Raw genomic sequence first — 15,401 nt, 5'->3', positions numbered from 1 at the left:
TCCTTATTTATGAGCAAATGGCATTCCAAGGAATCTTAATAATTCTCTTGCTTCTTCGTCAGTGTTAGCACTTGTAACGAAGATAATGTCCATACCTCTAACCTTGTCTATCTTATCATATTCTATTTCTGGGAATATTAATTGTTCCTTAATTCCTAGTGAGTAGTTACCTCTTCCATCAAATGATTTATCAGAAACTCCTCTAAAATCTCTAACTCTTGGTAAAGCTATTGATACTAGTTTATCGCAGAATTCATACATTTTAGCCTTTCTTAATGTTACTTTACATCCTAAAGGCATATTTTCTCTTATTTTGAAGTTAGCAACAGATTTCTTAGCTCTAGTTAATATTGGCTTTTGACCTGTTATTAAAGTTAAATCAGCAACAGCTGATTCTAGAACCTTAGAATTATCTTTAGCTTCTCCTACTCCCATGTTTATAACTATCTTTTCAAGCTTTGGAACTTCCATAATGTTCTTATATCCGAACTTATCCATCATAGCTTGTTTTACTTCATTTTCATACTTTTCTTGAAGTCTTGGAATCATTTAAAGTACCTCCTTTCAGAATCTATTAGAATGTTTCTCCGCATTTTTTGCATACTCTAACTTTTGATCCGTCTTCTAATATTTTATTAGCTATTCTTGTAGCGCTTTTGCATTTTGTGCAATATAGCATAACTTTTGAACTGTATATAGCAGCTTCTGACTTAACAATTCCACCTTGCATATTTTCTCTGCTTGGTTTCTTGTGTCTGCTTACTTCATTAACTCCTTTAACAAGAACTTTTCCTGTCTTAGGATATACTTTTAAAACTTCGCCAGTCTTACCTTTGTCTTTACCAGAGATTACGACTACTGTGTCATTCTTTCTTACGTGTACCTTCTTCAACTTAGCCACCTCCTATTTTTTTATTATAGAACTTCAGGTGCTAATGATAATATTTTGTTAAATTCCTTATCTCTTAGCTCCCTAGCAACTGGTCCGAAGATACGAGTTCCTCTTGGTTGCTTATCATCTTTTATAATTACAGCAGCATTTTCATCAAATTTGATGTATGAACCATCTGCTCTTCTTAATCCTCTTTTAGATCTTACTATAACTGCCTTTACAACGTCACCTTTTTTAACAACTCCACCTGGTGTTGCACTTTTAACGCTAGCAACGATCACATCTCCAATATTACCAAACTTTCTTTTTGAACCACCTAATACTCTGATGCACATTATTTCTTTTGCTCCAGAATTATCTCCAACTTTTAGTAAGGTTTGTTGTTGTATCATTGTGAATTACCCTCCTTTCAGTTTTAAAGCTACTATTTAGCCTTTTCAACTATCTCAACTAATCTCCATCTCTTATCTTTAGATAATGGTCTTGTTTCCATTATTGTTACTCTATCACCAATATGAGCTTCATTATTTTCATCATGAGCTTTAAACTTTGTTGTTCTGTTAACAGTTTTACCATATAGTGGATGTCTAACCTTAGTTTCAACAGCTACTACTATTGTTTTATCCATTTTATCTGAAACAACTTTGCCTATTCTCTTCTTTCTTAATCCTCTTTCCATCGGCTTACCTCCTTCCAGACTACTGTTCAAAAGCCTTAAGTTCTTCTTCTCTTATTATAGTCTTAATTTGTGCAATTGACTTCTTAACTTCTCTAATTCTCATAGGATTTTCTAATTGTCCAGTAGCCAATTGGAATCTTAGGTTGAATAACTCAGCCTTTAAGTCACTTAGCTTAATCTTTAAATCTTGAGGATTGCTTGTTTTTAATTCTTTTAATTCATTAGCTTTCATTATTCTTCACCACCCATTTCCTCAAAATCTTTCTTTGTAACGAACTTAGTTCTTACAGGTAGTTTATGTGAAGCAAGTCTCATAGCTTCTCTAGCTGTTTCTTCTTGAACTCCTGATAATTCAAATAGAACTCTACCTGGTTTAACTACAGCCACCCAATATTCTACTGATCCTTTACCTGAACCCATTCTTGTTTCAGCTGGCTTTTCAGTTACTGGTTTGTCTGGGAATATCTTTATCCAAAGCTTACCGCCTCTTTTGATATATCTGTTTATAGCAATTCTCGCAGATTCTATTTGATTACTTGTAATCCATCCACAAGTTGTTGCTTGAATTCCATAGTCTCCGTATGCAAGGAAGTTACCTCTAGTAGCCTTTCCTTTCATTCTACCACGTTGTACCTTACGATGCTTTACTCTTTTTGGCATTAACATGATATAATTCCTCCTTTCTTATGCGCTAATTATGCGTTAATTTGTTCTTTCTCAACTTTTTTTGTTGGAAGAACTTCTCCTCTATATAGCCAAACCTTAACTCCGATCTTTCCGTAAGTTGTGTTAGCTTCAGCAAATCCATAATCTATGTCTGCTCTTAATGTTTGTAGTGGAATAGTTCCTTCATGATAGAATTCATCTCTAGCCATTTCAGCTCCACCTAATCTACCTGAACAAGCAGTTTTAACACCCTTTGCTCCAGCTTTCATAGCTCTTTGGATTGTTTGCTTCATAGCTCTTCTGAATGAAATTCTCTTTTCTAATTGTGCTGCTATGTTTTCTGCCATTAATTGTGCATCAACTTCAGCATTCTTAACTTCTACTATGTTGATTAATAAATTCTTAGAATCAACAACGTTCTTTAACTTGTTCTTTAAAGCTTCGATTCCTGCTCCACCTTTTCCAATAATTACGCCAGGTTTTGCAGTGTGTATGTTTAATTTAACCTTTTTAGCTGATCTTTCGATTTCTATCTTAGAGATACCAGCTGAATAAAGATCCTTCTTTACAAATTCTCTTATCTTGTGGTCTTCTATAAGATTATCAGCAAAGTTTCTTTTATCAGCATACCACTTTGCATTCCAATCTTTAATAATTCCAACTCTTAATCCATGTGGATTTACTTTTTGACCCAATCTATTTCCCTCCTTCTGCTAAGCTCTTTCTTTTACAACTATTGTAATATGACTTGTTCTCTTATGAATTGGAAATGCCTTTCCGTGATCCATTGGTCTGAATCTCTTAAGTGTTGGTCCTGGACCAGCATAAGCTTCAGCAACGATTAGGTTATCTGCATCTAATTCATTGTTGTTTTCTGCATTAGCCACTGCTGATTTTAATACTTTGTATATTATATCTGCAGCATCTCTTCTAGTATATTGTAAAATGGCAAAAGCTTCTTTTACAGCCTTTCCTCTTATTAAATCAAGAACAACTCCCACTTTTAAAGGAGACATTCTAACATATTTAGCTATTGCTCTAGCTTCCATTCTTTTATCCTCCTTTCCAGGCTTACTTTTTCTTTGATGTCTTTTCAGTGTCTATGTGTCCTTTGAATGTTCTAGTTAACACAAATTCACCTAATTTATGACCAACCATATCTTCACTTACATACACTGGAACGTGCTTTCTTCCGTCATGAACAGCTATAGTATGGCCGATCATTTCTGGGAATATAGTTGATGTTCTTGACCAAGTTTTGATTACTTTCTTTTCACCATTTTGGTTCATTTCTTCAATTTTCTTCATAAGTCCCGCATGGACAAATGGTCCTTTTTTAATTGATCTACTCACTTAGAATATCCTCCCTTCATTTAACTCTACAGTAACTAAGTACCGAAGAGAACTACATATTCTCTTCAGATTACTTACCGTTTCTTCTCTTAATGATGAATCTATCTGAGTACTTCTTATTCTTTCTAGTCTTATATCCAAGAGCTGGTTTACCCCATGGAGTTACTGGAGATGGTCTACCGATTGGTGACTTACCTTCACCACCACCGTGTGGATGGTCATTAGGGTTCATTACAGATCCTCTTACAGTTGGTCTCCAACCCATATGTCTCTTTCTACCTGCTTTACCTATCTTAACTATATCATTTGTTAAGTTTGATACTGTTCCGATAGTTGCTCTACATTCTATTCTAACATATCTCATTTCACCTGAAGGTAATCTTAAAGTAGCATAGTTTCCTTCTTTAGCCATTAATTGTGCTGATAAACCAGCAGCTCTAACTAATTGGCCACCTTTTCCTACTTGTAGTTCTATATTATGAACTAATGTACCAACTGGTATATTCTTTAATGGTAACGCATTACCTGCTTTGATATCTGCTTCTTCACCTGATACTATAACATCTCCAACTTTTAACCCTACTGGAGCAATTATGTATCTCTTTTCTCCATCTTTATAAACAACTAAAGCAATGTAAGCTGTTCTGTTTGGATCGTATTCGATACTAGCAACTGTTGCTGGTATACCATCCTTATTTCTCTTGAAATCCACTAATCTGTACTTTCTTTTTACACCGCCACCACGATGTCTTACAGTTATTTTACCCTGTGCATTTCTACCTGCCTTACTGTTTAAAGAAACTAGAAGTGACTTCTCTGGTTCGTTTGTAGTTATTTCTTCAAACGTACTAACTGTCATGTTTCTTCTTGAAGGGGTAGTAGGGTTAAACTTTTTAACTGCCATTTAAATTCCCTCCTTACTTTCGCTTATCTGGTTCCTATGAACCAATACCTGCTTTTATATATTATTGCATTCCTTCAAAGAATTCAATAGAATTGCTATCTTCAGTTAATGTAATGATAGCTTTCTTTAAGTCAGCTCTCTTACCTATGTGAACGCCAACTCTCTTTGTTTTTCCCATAGTTCTTATTGTCTTAACATCTTCAACTTTAACATTGAAAACTTCTTCTACAGCTCTCTTTATTTGAGATTTGTTTGCTGACACATGAACTATGAAGGTGTATTTCTTTTCTGCCATTGCTGCCATTGACTTTTCAGTTATAACAGGCTTTCTTATTATATCATGGCTTGTTAAATTCATTATGCGTACACCTCCTCAATCTTTCTTACAGCTGCTTCTGTAATTAAAACTTTCTCAAATTTTAATAAATCATAAACATTGATGTTGTTAACTGGTATAACAGCTACACCTTGAATGTTTCTTGCTGATTTATATACATTTTCGTTTGTTTCAGCTGTAACTATTAGTGTTTTCTTAGCTTCAAATGCTTTTAACATGTCAACTACTTGCTTAGTCTTTGGTGCTTCAAAGTCTAGGCTTTCTAATACTACTAATTCATTGTCATTAACTTTGCTTGTTAAAGCTGATGTTAATGCTACTCTTCTCATAGTCTTAGGAACTGATACTCTATAATCTCTTGGCTTTGGTGCAAATACAATACCACCGTGTATCCATTGTGGTGATCTTATAGAACCTTGTCTTGCTCTACCTGTTCCCTTTTGTCTCCATGGCTTAATTCCGCCTCCGCGAACTTCAGCTCTTGTCTTTGCTGATTGTGTTCCTTGTCTCTTGTTAGCTAATAAAGCTACAACTACTTGGTGAATTGCATCTTGATTAACTTCAACTGCGAACACACTGTCGTTTAATTCAACATCTTTAACTTTTTGTGCTTGTTTATTAAATAATCCTACTTTAGGCATCTCTATTCCTCCTTTCTACCAGAACTAAGCTCTAACAGTATTTCTGATAACAACTATACCCTTGTTTGGTCCTGGGATTCCACCCTTTATCAAGATTAGGTTCTTATCAGCCATAACCTTAACAACTTCTAAATTAAGAACTGTTGTGTTTTCAGCTCCCATGTGACCTGGCATTCTCTTGTTTTTGAATGTTCTTGATGGATCTGATGAAGCTCCCATTGAACCAACTGCTCTATGGAACTTAGAACCATGTGACATAGGTCCTCTTTGAGCATTCCATCTCTTAATTGTTCCTTGGAATCCCTTTCCTTTAGAAACTCCTGATACATCAATCTTGTCTCCTGCTGTGAATACATCAGCCTTTATTTCTTGACCTACTTCGTATTCTGCTGCATTGTCTAATCTAAATTCTTTTAAGTGTCTTCTTAAAGAAACTCCTGCTTTTGCAAAATGTCCTTTTCTTGGTTTGTTAACAAGTTTTTCTCTTACGTCTCCAAAACCAACTTGTATTGCAGAGTATCCATCTTTTTCAGTTGTTTTCTTTTGAACAACAACACATGGACCTGCTTCTACTACTGTTACTGGAACAACTTTACCATTTTCATTGAATATTTGAGTCATTCCTATCTTTTTTCCTAATATAGCCTTATTCATGCTATACACCTCCTAAACTTATTAGCGGACTGCTTTTGACAATCATAATAGTCCAAAATCTACTTAATTGTATAATTTTGAAATTATAGTTTTATTTCGATATCTACACCAGCTGGTAGATTTAATCTCATTAATGCATCAACAGTTTTTGATGATGGATTAAGTATGTCGATTAATCTCTTATGTGTTCTGATTTCGAATTGTTCTCTGGAATCTTTGTACTTGTGAACTGCTCTTAAAACTGTCACTACGTCTTTTTCAGTTGGTAGTGGAACTGGACCTGCAACCTTTGCTCCAGTTGACTTTGCAGTTTCAACTATTTTTTCAGCTGATTGATCTAATATTGTATGATCAAAAGCCTTTAGTCTGATTCTTATTTTTTGTTTTGACATATTGGTTTCCCTCCTTTTCATGTACGCTTTACTTCTAACGCACAACAGCAGACGTTCTGTAAACTGCTCCTGGTGTTTCCTATTTAAAAAAGTACAACACAAATCAGCAGAATAACTTCCCTGTCGTCAAATTCTAGATTTGACATGCTCATCAAGAATTCCCCGGAAGTCCGGCAACCTCTTGATTCATAGCTGTATGCTTCGCAACTACTTTATTATACTATTATTATATAGTATTTTCAAGCATTTTTTTGCATATTATTTAATAATTATTTAACAATATGAAATTTGCAATTTCACTCTTTTTCTATTATAAAAAATTTTTATTCCTCTTTCAACAACTTTTTTCATAAAATTTTTTCCCAAAAAAATCATATCGATTACAATACCATTTTCATCAATCTCTCTTAAAAGTTATTAATCTTTTTCAAAAAAAAAAACAAATAGGAGGGGACGTCTCCTCTCCTATTTTAAATAAAGCTTTATTTTTAGTTTTAAATTTATATATTGATTTATATTATTTTACAAATTAAGCGTTAATTGATGTAACAACTCCAGAACCTACTGTTCTTCCGCCTTCTCTGATTGCGAATCTTAATCCTTCATCCATTGCTATTTGTGTTATTAATTCAACATTCATGTCAATGTGATCTCCTGGCATTACCATTTCCATTCCTTCTGGTAATTTGATTGATCCTGTAACATCTGTTGTTCTGAAATAGAATTGTGGTCTGTATCCATCGAAGAATGGTGTATGTCTTCCGCCTTCTTCTTTCTTTAATACATATACTTGACCTACGAAGCTCTTATGTGGGTGTACTGAATTTGGCTTTGATAATACTTGACCTCTTTCGATGTCTGTTCTTTGAACTCCTCTTAAAAGTACTCCTACGTTATCTCCAGCTTGTGCTTCGTCTAGTAACTTTCTGAACATTTCTATTCCTGTTACTACAACTTTCTTCTTTTCTTCCATTAATCCAACGATTTCTACTTCGTCTCCTACATGTAGAACTCCACTTTCAACTCTTCCTGTTGCAACTGTTCCTCTTCCTGTTATAGTGAAGACATCTTCTACTGGTAATAAGAATGGCTTATCTGTTGCTCTTTCTGGTGTTGGGATGTAGCTATCTACTGCTGCCATTAATTCCATTATTGGTGCTATCTTAGCTTCATCTGTTGGGTTTTCTAATGCTTGTAATGCTGATCCCTTTATTACTGGAATATCATCGCCTGGGAAGTCATATTCACTTAATAATTCTCTTACTTCCATTTCAACTAATTCTAATAATTCTTCATCATCTACCATATCTGCTTTGTTTAAGAATACTACGATGTAGTTTACTCCAACTCTTGATGCTAGTAGTATATGTTCTCTTGTTTGTGGCATTGGACCATCTGCTGCTGATACAACTAGTATAGCTCCATCCATTTGTGCTGCTCCTGTTATCATGTTCTTTACGTAGTCAGCATGTCCTGGACAGTCAACGTGTGCATAATGTCTGTTTTCTGTTTCATATTCAACGTGTGCTGTATTGATTGTGATTCCTCTTTCTTTTTCTTCTGGAGCCTTATCTATATCAGCATAGTTAAATGCTTCTGCAAATCCCTTGTTTGCTAATACTGTTGTGATTGCAGCTGTTAATGTTGTCTTACCGTGGTCTACGTGTCCGATTGTTCCGATGTTAACGTGTGGTTTATTTCTTTCAAATTTTGACTTAGCCATTGTTAAATTCCTCCCTAATATGCGTATTTATTTTTTATTTAAATTATTTTTGTCTTCCTTTAGCAACTTGCTCTTGGATGCTCTTTGGAACTTCTTCATAGTGATCAAATTCCATTGAATAAGTACCTCTACCTTGAGTTCTTGATCTCAATGTAGTTGCATATCCAAACATTTCTGATAATGGAACGAAAGCTCTTATAACTTGAGCACCATTTCTTAATTCCATTCCTTCTATTCTACCTCTTCTTGAGTTAACGTCTCCCATTACATCTCCCATGTATTCTTCTGGAACTGTAACTTCAACTTTCATAGAAGGTTCAAGTAATACTGGATCAGCCTTAGCCATAGCATTCTTAAACGCCATAGATCCTGCTATCTTGAAGGCCATTTCTGATGAATCGACATCATGGTATGAACCATCAAATAATTTAACTTTGAAGTTTATAACTGGGTATCCAGCTATAATACCGCTTTGTGAAGCTTCTTGAATACCATTATCTACTGCTGGAATATATTCTCTTGGAATAGATCCTCCAACTATAGCATTTTCAAATACGTATTCTCCTTCAGTTGGTATAAGTTCAATCCAACAATCTCCGTATTGACCCTTACCACCTGATTGTTTGATATACTTTCCTTGAGCCTTAACGCCAGCTCTAATTGTTTCTTTATAAGCAACTTGAGGAGCACCAACATTACACTCAACTTTAAATTCTCTTTGAAGTCTATCAACTATGATATCAAGGTGTAACTCACCCATACCAGCGATTATTGTTTGACCAGTTTCAGTATCAGTCCAAGTTTTGAAAGTTGGATCTTCTTCAGCAAGTTTAGCTAAAGCTATACCCATCTTTTCTTGAGCTGCTTTTGTTTTTGGTTCTATAGCAACATTGATTACTGGTTCTGGGAATTCCATTGATTCAAGAACTATTGGTTGATTCTCATCACATAAAGTATCTCCAGTTGTTGTGTTCTTTAATCCTATAATTGCTCCGATTTCTCCAGCTTCTAATGCTTCTACTTCTTCTCTATGGTTAGCATGCATCTTAACAAGTCTACCAATTCTTTCTTTCTTACCCTTTGTTGAGTTAAGAACATAAGAACCACTATTTACTACACCTGAGTAAACTCTAGCAAATGCTAATTTTCCAACGAATGGATCTGTAGCTATCTTAAACGCTAGTGTTGCCATTGGTGCTTGATCTGAAGATTCTCTATGATCTTCTTCTCCATCTAAAGATGTACCTTTTATAGCTGGAACATCTAATGGTGATGGTAAGAAATCTACAACTCCATCAATCATTTGTTGAACACCTTTGTTTTTGTATGATGATCCACAAATTACAGGGATAAGTTGATTAGTAATTGTTCCTTTTCTTAATCCAGCCATTATTTCTTCTTCAGTGATTTCTTCACCGTCAAGATATTTTAGCATTAATTCTTCATCAACTTCAGCAACTGATTCTATCATTGCTGCTCTGAATTCTTCAGCTTGATCTTTTAACTCAGCTGGAACTTCACATTCTACAACATCTGTTCCTAAATCATCATTGAATATTATTGCAACATTTCTTATTAAGTCTACCATACCCTTAAAGTTTTCTTCTGCACCTACAGGGATTTGTATTGGAACTGCATTAGCCTTTAATCTATCTCTAACTGTATTAACACACTTAAAGAAGTCAGCACCTGTTGCATCCATTTTATTTACATATACCATTCTTGGTACTTGGTATTTATCCGCCTGTCTCCAAACAGTTTCTGTTTGAGGCTCAACACCACTCTTCGCATCAAGAACTGTAACAGCACCATCAAGTACTCTTAGAGATCTTTCAACTTCAACTGTAAAGTCTACGTGTCCTGGTGTATCGATTATGTTTAACTCATGACCTTTCCATACACATGTTGTTGCAGCAGAAGTAATTGTTATACCTCTCTCTTGTTCTTGAACCATCCAGTCCATTGTTGCTTGGCCTTCGTGAACTTCACCTATTTTGTGACTCTTACCTGTGTAAAACAATATACGTTCAGTAGTTGTTGTCTTACCAGCATCGATATGAGCCATGATTCCAAAGTTACGGAATTTTTCTAATGGGAATTTTCTAGACATAAATCCTGCCTCCTCTCAAAAATATAAATAAATTAAACAAAACTGTCTTGGCCTTCGCCAAAACAGTTTTGAAATTAGTATCTGTAATGAGCAAATGCTTTATTAGCTTCAGCCATTTTATGAGTATCTTCTCTCTTCTTAACTGCTGCTCCAGTATTGTTTGAAGCATCTATTAATTCATTAGCTAATCTTTCTCTCATATACTTTTCACTTCTCTTATCTGAAGCTAATAGTATCCATCTGATTCCTAATGTTTGTCTTCTCTCTGGTCTAACTTCTATCGGAACTTGGTAGTTAGAACCACCTATTCTTCTAGCTTTTACTTCTAGTAAAGGCATTACATTATTCATTGCTGTTTCAAACACTTCTAATGCATCCTTACCAGTTTTCTCTGCCATTATTTCAAAAGCTCCGTAGCAAATCTTTTGTGCTACTCCCTTTTTACCATCTTCCATTATGCTGTTAATTAATTTAGTAACAACCTTTGAATTGTACACTGGATCTGGTAATACATCTCTTTTTGCAATATGTCCTTTTCTTGGCACTTTTCTTCCCTCCTTAACATTATAAGTTTAAGTCCAATCGGTACTCGACTTCTCGCCGCAAAGTGCTCGCTTCAACAATTCTATAGGTGAAATCTATGTAAATGCCGAAACATAGCACTAATTAAGCTATATAAGCTGTAACATTATTTTTGCTTTGGTTTCTTTGCACCGTATTTTGATCTAGATTGTAGTCTGTTAGCTACTCCAGCACAGTCAAGAGCTCCTCTAACGATGTGGTATCTTACACCGGGAACGTCTTTGATTCTTCCACCTCTTATAAGAACAACACTATGTTCTTGTAAGTTGTGACCTACACCTGGAATATAACCTGTAACTTCAATTCCGTTAGTTAATCTAACTCTGGCAATCTTTCTTAACGCTGAGTTAGGTTTCTTTGGAGTTGTAGTTTTAACTACTGTACATACCCCTCTTTTTTGTGGGCACTCCTTAAGTGCAGGAGAATTTGACTTTGTTACTAATGTTTTTCTGCCCTTTCTAACTAATTGGCTTATAGTTGGCATACTTTCACCTCCTGAAAATTTAATAATATCTATAATTAATTTAAGATATTAGCTATTTATTTAGAATAATAGTTGCTGATGCACCAACATCTATGCCGCACATCTTTCCTAAAATTCTCATACTGTCAATGAATCTCACTTCAATATTATTTTGCTTAGCAAGTTCTAATAAGCTCTCTAACAATTTCATATCAGCATCTTGCGCTACATATAAAACTTTTCCTTCTCCATTATTCATTGCTTTTTTGCATTGTTTTATTCCAATTACTTTTACACCTTGAAGTCTGTCTATCATGAAGTTACCTCCTTATTAAAAGCAACACCGAGGCAAGCATAAAACTCACCTCAATGTTCATGTAGACATCTAAAATTCATCAGTCACGTGCTAAGCACACAACCTGTATTTTATCATTTTAATTTTTTAAAGTCAATATTTTAATTCTTATTCTTCAATTTGATTTTCTACTTCTTTTTCTGCCAAATTGTTATCTGTACTTAGTCTTAATGCTCTATATCTCATCATTCCTGTTCCAGCCGGAATCAATTTACCAATAATTACATTTTCCTTTAATCCAATTAGTGGATCAATTTTTCCTTTGATAGCTGCATCAGTAAGAACTCTAGTTGTTTCTTGGAATGAAGCTGCTGATAAGAAACTATCTGTTGCTAAAGCTGCTTTTGTAATACCAAGAAGAACTTTTTCCCCTTGAGCTTTTACTCCACCAAACTCTTCAACTTTTTCGTTTGCTGCATCAAAATCAAACATATCAATCATAGTTCCTGGAAGTAATTCAGTATCACCAGAATCTGTTACTTTAACCTTTCTAGTCATTTGTCTTACAACAACCTCTAAGTGCTTATCATTAATATCAACACCTTGAAGTCTATATACCTTTTGAACTTCTGATAAAAGATATTTTCTTACTCCATCTACACCTTTAATTGCCATTATATCATGTGGATTTACTGAACCTTCAGTAATTTCATCTCCAGCTTCAACTACATCCCCATCATTAACTTTAATTCTAGATCCGAATGGAATATCATAATCTCTTTCTTCGCCGTCTTCTCCAACTACTATAACTATTCTCTTCTTCTTAGTTTCTTCTCTTCTTACAGTTCCAGCTATTTCAGTAATTATAGCTAATCCCTTTGGCTTTCTAGCTTCAAAAAGTTCTTCAACTCTAGGAAGACCTTGTGTAATATCGGCTCCAGCAACTCCACCTGTATGGAATGTTCTCATTGTAAGCTGTGTTCCTGGTTCACCAATTGATTGTGCTGCCACTATACCAACAGCTTCACCGATATTAATCTTGCTTGCTGTTGCCATATCCATACCATAACACTTAGCACAAACACCAACTTTTGACTTACATGTAAATACTGATCTTATCTTAACCCTTTTAACGCCAGCCTTTACAACTTTCTCAGCTAACATTGGTTCAACATAAGAATCTTTTCCAACTAACACTTCTCCTGTTTCAGGATGAATCACATCTTCTGCAACATATCTACCTGTTATTCTTTCTTGTAGCCCTTCAATTGATTCGCTACCTTCTTTAATTTCTTCAACATAAATACCTTGTGATGTACCACAGTCATCTTCTCTTACAATAACATCTTGGCTAACATCAACAAGTCTTCTTGTTAAATATCCAGAATCGGCTGTCTTAAGAGCTGTATCGGCATTACCCTTTCTAGCTCCATGTGTTGAAATAAAGTATTCCAATACGTCTAGCCCTTCTATAAATGATGCTTTGATTGGTAACTCAAGAATTTTACCAGATGGACTTGCCATAAGTCCTCTCATACCAGCAAGCTGCTTAATTTGAGACTTAGATCCTCTGGCTCCTGAGTCAGCCATCATAAATATTGGATTAAATCTATTCATACTGTCCATAAGTGCATCTGCAACTTCTTCAGTTGTCTTAGTCCACTTATCTATAACTCTTTGATATCTTTCGTCTTCTGATATTAATCCTCTTCTATATAATTTTTCTATTTTATCAACTGTTTTATCTGCATCTTCTAGTAATTCATATTTTCTCTTAGGAACTGTGATATCTGATGCTGCAACAGTTACTGCTCCAATTGATGAATAATGATATCCCTTAGCCTTGATTTGATCTAGCATTGTAGATGTATTGATTGGTCCATGAACCATATAACACTTATCGATAATCTTACCTAAACTCTTCTTTGTTACAAGGAAATCAACTTCCATGTCAAATTTATGTTCAGGATCATTTCTATCTACAAATCCAAGATCTTGAGGAATTGATTCATTAAATAATATTTTACCTGGAGTAGTGTTAATTATTCCAGACTCAATTTTTCCATCAAATTCTCTTGTAACTTTAACTTTTATCTTAGCATGTATAGATATCTCATTTAATTGATATGCCATAATTGCTTCTTCTGAAGAAGAGAATACCATTCCTTCTCCCTTGACACCATCTTTATCAATTGTTAAGTAGTATGAACCAAGTACCATATCTTGTGTAGGAACACATACTGGTTTACCATCTGAAGGCTTCATTATGTTTCCTGCTGCAAGCATCAAGAATCTAGCTTCTGCTTGTGCTTCTACAGATAATGGAACGTGAATAGCCATTTGGTCACCATCAAAGTCCGCATTATATGCAGTACATGCTAATGGATGGAGTTTAATAGCTCTTCCTTCTACTAAAACTGGTTGGAATGCTTGAATTCCTAATCTATGAAGAGTAGGTGCTCTGTTTAACAATACTGGATGATCTGCTATAACATCTTCTAGTACATCCCAAACTTGAGGCATAACTCTTTCAACCATTCTCTTAGCTGATTTAATGTTGTGAGCAACACCATCTTCAACTAATTTTTTCATTACAAATGGCTTAAATAATTCTATTGCCATTTCTTTAGGAAGACCACATTGGTACATCTTAAGTTCTGGTCCAACAACGATAACTGATCTACCAGAGTAGTCAACTCTTTTTCCAAGAAGATTTTGTCTAAATCTACCTTGCTTACCTTTAAGCATATCTGATAAAGACTTTAACGGTCTGTTTCCTGGTCCAGTTACAGCCCTACCTCTTCTACCATTATCAATAAGTGCATCCACTGCTTCTTGAAGCATTCTCTTTTCATTTCTTACAATGATGTCTGGCGCACCTAAATCTATTAACTTTTTAAGTCTGTTATTTCTATTAATAACTCTTCTGTATAAGTCATTTAAATCTGAAGTAGCAAATCTTCCACCGTCTAATTGAACCATCGGTCTTAAATCTGGTGGTATTACAGGAATAACATCAATTATCATCCAATCTGGATGGTTACCTGATTTTCTAAAAGACTCAACAACTTCTAATCTTCTTATGACTCTTACCTTCTTTTGACCTGTACTAGTCTTTAACTCCTCTTTTAATTCAACAGAAGTTCTTTCCAAATCAATTTCAGCAAGTAATTCTTTTACTGCTTCAGCTCCCATAGCAGCAACGAAGCTTTCTTCACCATACTTATCACAAGCTTCTCTATATTCTTTTTCATTTAATAGTTGTTTTTTAAGTAATGGTGTTTCTTTAGGATCTATTACTATATAAGAAGCAAAATATAGTACTTTTTCTAAAGCTCTTGGTGACATATCAATTAATAATCCCATTCTTGATGGAATTCCTTTGAAGTACCAAATGTGAGATACAGGGGCAGCTAATTCTATATGCCCCATTCTCTCTCTTCTTACTTTTGACTTTGTTACTTCAACACCACATCTGTCACAAACTATTCCTTTGTATCTAACTCTTTTGTATTTTCCACAATGACATTCCCAGTCTTTTATAGGTCCAAATATTCTTTCACAGAACAACCCATCTTTCTCTGGCTTTAATGTTCTATAGTTTATAGTTTCTGGTTTTTTAACTTCACCTCTAGACCATGCTCTTATCTGTTCTGGAGATGCTAACCCTATTTGTAATGCATCAAAATTATTCAACTCAAACAAGGGTA

The 15,401-nt window shown here is 34.8% G+C and carries 20 protein-coding genes; all 20 read right to left on the bottom strand.

Annotated elements, in window-relative coordinates:
* Positions 1–3: 3 nt before the first annotated feature.
* Positions 4–549, bottom strand: coding sequence for a 50S ribosomal protein L5 (rplE, locus tag OCU47_RS20800; protein WP_261830470.1), 546 nt, complete (start codon positions 547–549; stop codon positions 4–6).
* A gap of 25 nt (positions 550–574) precedes the next feature.
* Positions 575–892, bottom strand: a complete 318-nt coding sequence (gene rplX, locus OCU47_RS20795; protein ID WP_261830469.1) for a 50S ribosomal protein L24 — start codon at positions 890–892, stop codon at positions 575–577.
* 23 nt (positions 893–915) lie between these two features.
* Entirely contained in the window at positions 916–1,284 is a 369-nt protein-coding gene (gene rplN / locus OCU47_RS20790) for a 50S ribosomal protein L14 (RefSeq protein ID WP_261830468.1), read from the bottom strand.
* A gap of 32 nt (positions 1,285–1,316) precedes the next feature.
* Positions 1,317–1,571 (bottom strand): 30S ribosomal protein S17, encoded by a 255-nt coding sequence (gene rpsQ, locus OCU47_RS20785; RefSeq protein ID WP_261830467.1) that lies wholly within the window; start codon positions 1,569–1,571, stop codon positions 1,317–1,319.
* Between the two features lie 19 nt (positions 1,572–1,590).
* Positions 1,591–1,803, bottom strand: coding sequence for a 50S ribosomal protein L29 (gene rpmC, locus OCU47_RS20780; RefSeq protein ID WP_261830466.1), 213 nt, complete (start codon positions 1,801–1,803; stop codon positions 1,591–1,593).
* On the bottom strand, positions 1,803–2,237 hold the full coding sequence (gene rplP / locus OCU47_RS20775; protein WP_261830465.1) for a 50S ribosomal protein L16: 435 nt from the start codon (positions 2,235–2,237) through the stop codon (positions 1,803–1,805). The genes rpmC and rplP overlap by 1 nt, the downstream gene beginning before the upstream one ends.
* Positions 2,238–2,266: 29 nt before the next feature.
* Positions 2,267–2,932, bottom strand: a complete 666-nt coding sequence (gene rpsC / locus OCU47_RS20770) for a 30S ribosomal protein S3 (protein WP_261830464.1) — start codon at positions 2,930–2,932, stop codon at positions 2,267–2,269.
* An 18-nt stretch (positions 2,933–2,950) separates the two neighbouring features.
* Positions 2,951–3,286 carry a 50S ribosomal protein L22 gene (rplV, locus tag OCU47_RS20765; RefSeq protein WP_261830463.1) on the bottom strand — a complete coding sequence of 112 codons (336 nt, stop codon included), beginning with the start codon at positions 3,284–3,286 and terminating at the stop codon, positions 2,951–2,953.
* Positions 3,287–3,308: 22 nt separating this feature from the next.
* Positions 3,309–3,590, bottom strand: a complete 282-nt coding sequence (rpsS, locus tag OCU47_RS20760; protein WP_261830462.1) for a 30S ribosomal protein S19 — start codon at positions 3,588–3,590, stop codon at positions 3,309–3,311.
* A 70-nt stretch (positions 3,591–3,660) separates the two neighbouring features.
* Positions 3,661–4,494 (bottom strand): 50S ribosomal protein L2, encoded by an 834-nt coding sequence (gene rplB / locus OCU47_RS20755; protein WP_261830461.1) that lies wholly within the window; start codon positions 4,492–4,494, stop codon positions 3,661–3,663.
* A gap of 61 nt (positions 4,495–4,555) precedes the next feature.
* Positions 4,556–4,852 carry a 50S ribosomal protein L23 gene (rplW, locus tag OCU47_RS20750; protein WP_261830460.1) on the bottom strand — a complete coding sequence of 99 codons (297 nt, stop codon included), beginning with the start codon at positions 4,850–4,852 and terminating at the stop codon, positions 4,556–4,558.
* The gene (gene rplD / locus OCU47_RS20745; RefSeq protein ID WP_261830459.1) at positions 4,852–5,472 is read right to left on the bottom strand and encodes a 50S ribosomal protein L4; all 621 of its coding nucleotides are present in this window, start codon (positions 5,470–5,472) and stop codon (positions 4,852–4,854) included. The genes rplW and rplD overlap by 1 nt, the downstream gene beginning before the upstream one ends.
* A gap of 24 nt (positions 5,473–5,496) precedes the next feature.
* A complete protein-coding gene (rplC, locus tag OCU47_RS20740) occupies positions 5,497–6,126 on the bottom strand; it encodes a 50S ribosomal protein L3 (RefSeq protein ID WP_261830458.1) in 630 nt (209 codons plus the stop codon).
* A gap of 83 nt (positions 6,127–6,209) precedes the next feature.
* Positions 6,210–6,518 carry a 30S ribosomal protein S10 gene (gene rpsJ / locus OCU47_RS20735; protein ID WP_261830457.1) on the bottom strand — a complete coding sequence of 103 codons (309 nt, stop codon included), beginning with the start codon at positions 6,516–6,518 and terminating at the stop codon, positions 6,210–6,212.
* A 529-nt stretch (positions 6,519–7,047) separates the two neighbouring features.
* A complete protein-coding gene (tuf, locus tag OCU47_RS20730; protein ID WP_261830443.1) occupies positions 7,048–8,241 on the bottom strand; it encodes an elongation factor Tu in 1,194 nt (397 codons plus the stop codon).
* 43 nt (positions 8,242–8,284) lie between these two features.
* Positions 8,285–10,351 carry an elongation factor G gene (fusA, locus tag OCU47_RS20725; RefSeq protein ID WP_261830456.1) on the bottom strand — a complete coding sequence of 689 codons (2,067 nt, stop codon included), beginning with the start codon at positions 10,349–10,351 and terminating at the stop codon, positions 8,285–8,287.
* 74 nt (positions 10,352–10,425) lie between these two features.
* Complete coding sequence (rpsG, locus tag OCU47_RS20720; protein WP_261830455.1) at positions 10,426–10,896, bottom strand: 30S ribosomal protein S7; 471 nt, start codon at positions 10,894–10,896, stop codon at positions 10,426–10,428.
* 143 nt (positions 10,897–11,039) lie between these two features.
* Entirely contained in the window at positions 11,040–11,417 is a 378-nt protein-coding gene (rpsL, locus tag OCU47_RS20715; RefSeq protein WP_261830454.1) for a 30S ribosomal protein S12, read from the bottom strand.
* Between the two features lie 52 nt (positions 11,418–11,469).
* Entirely contained in the window at positions 11,470–11,712 is a 243-nt protein-coding gene (locus OCU47_RS20710; protein WP_261830453.1) for a ribosomal L7Ae/L30e/S12e/Gadd45 family protein, read from the bottom strand.
* Between the two features lie 147 nt (positions 11,713–11,859).
* Positions 11,860–15,396, bottom strand: a complete 3,537-nt coding sequence (gene rpoC, locus OCU47_RS20705; RefSeq protein WP_261830452.1) for a DNA-directed RNA polymerase subunit beta' — start codon at positions 15,394–15,396, stop codon at positions 11,860–11,862.
* Between the last annotated feature and the right edge of the window lie 5 nt (positions 15,397–15,401).

Origin of the sequence: Clostridium sp. TW13, from assembly GCF_024345225.1 — a bacterium.
GTDB classification, from domain to species: Bacteria; Bacillota; Clostridia; order Clostridiales; family Clostridiaceae; genus Inconstantimicrobium; species Inconstantimicrobium mannanitabidum.
Note: the sequence above shows the minus strand (reverse complement) of the source record. Positions and strands in the feature narration are given on the sequence as shown.